The organism is Streptomyces albipurpureus, assembly GCF_023701525.1.
In the GTDB taxonomy this organism is placed as follows: Bacteria; Actinomycetota; Actinomycetes; order Streptomycetales; family Streptomycetaceae; genus Streptomyces; species Streptomyces albipurpureus.
Genome location: NZ_JAMQAW010000097.1, coordinates 454 through 1,636, shown reverse-complemented (window position 1 = coordinate 1,636; position 1,183 = coordinate 454). Strand labels below are relative to the sequence as shown.

Genomic DNA, 1,183 nt, shown 5'->3' with positions numbered 1-1,183 from the left:
CGCCGGTGACGACCCAGACGGAGAGGTCGGTGCGGGAGGTGGCGAGTCCGGTGGCGATGGCGGGTGCGCGTCCGTGGATGGAGTGCATGCCGTAGGTGTTCATGTAGTAGGGGAAGCGGGAGGAGCAGCCGATGCCGGAGATGAAGGTGATGTTTTCGCGGGCGAGGCCGAGGGTGGGCATGAAGGACTGGACGGCGGCGAGGATGGCGTAGTCGCCGCAGCCGGGGCACCAGCGGACTTCCTGGTCGGACTTGAAGTCCTTCATGGTCTGGGGGGTGGTGGTTTTGGGGATGAGGGTGAGGGGGGTGGGCTCGCGGCGGGTGGTGGTGTCAGTCATGGATGTGCTCCTTGAGGGCCGCGGCGAGTTGTTCGGCCTTGAATGGCATTCCGTTGACTTGGGTGTGGGAGTGGGTGGGGGTGAGGTAGCGGGCGCGGATGAGGGTGTTGAGTTGGCCGAGGTTCATTTCGGGGATGACGACGTGGGTGTAGTGGGCCAGGACGGTTTCAAGGTTGCGGGGGAAGGGGTTGAGGTGGCGTAGGTGGGCTTGGGCGATGGGGTGGCCGTCGGTGCGCAGGCGGCGGACGGCGGCGGTGATGGGTCCGTAGGTGGAGCCCCAGCCCAGGACGAGGGTGCTGGCGTGGTCGGGGTCGTCCACCACCAGGTCGTCGACGGTGATGTTGTCGATTTTGGCTTGGCGGGTGCGGACCATGAGTTCGTGGTTGGCGGGGTCGTAGGAGATGTTGCCGGTGCCGTCTTGTTTCTCGATGCCGCCGATGCGGTGTTCGAGTCCGGGGGTGCCGGGTACGGCCCAGGGGCGGGCGAGGGTGTGCGGGTCGCGTTTGTAGGGCCAGAAGACGTCGGTGCCGTCGGCCAGGGTGTGGTTGGTGGTGGTGGTGAAGGGCACCCGTAGGTCGGGGAGTTCGTCGAGGTCGGGGACGCGCCAGGGTTCGGATCCGTTGGCGAGGTAGCCGTCGGACAGGAGGAAGACCGGGGTGCGGTAGGTGAGGGCGATCCGGGCGGCTTCCACCGCGGCGGTGAAGCAGTCCCCCGGTGTGCGGGGGGCGACGATCGGGACCGGTGCCTCACCGTTGCGTCCGTACATGGCCTGGAGGAGGTCGGCCTGCTCGGTTTTGGTCGGTAGGCCGGTCGAGGGCCCGCCCCGTTGGATATCGATGATCAGCA

Annotated in this window: 2 pseudogenes; both read right to left on the bottom strand. The window is 67.3% G+C overall.

The window, feature by feature from the left end:
- Positions 1 to 337: pseudogene (locus NBG84_RS38205) on the bottom strand (2-oxoacid:ferredoxin oxidoreductase subunit beta); the annotation flags it as partial.
- A pseudogene (locus NBG84_RS38200) lies at positions 330 to 1,183 on the bottom strand (2-oxoacid:acceptor oxidoreductase subunit alpha); the annotation flags it as partial. The pseudogenes NBG84_RS38205 and NBG84_RS38200, both read right to left, overlap by 8 nt.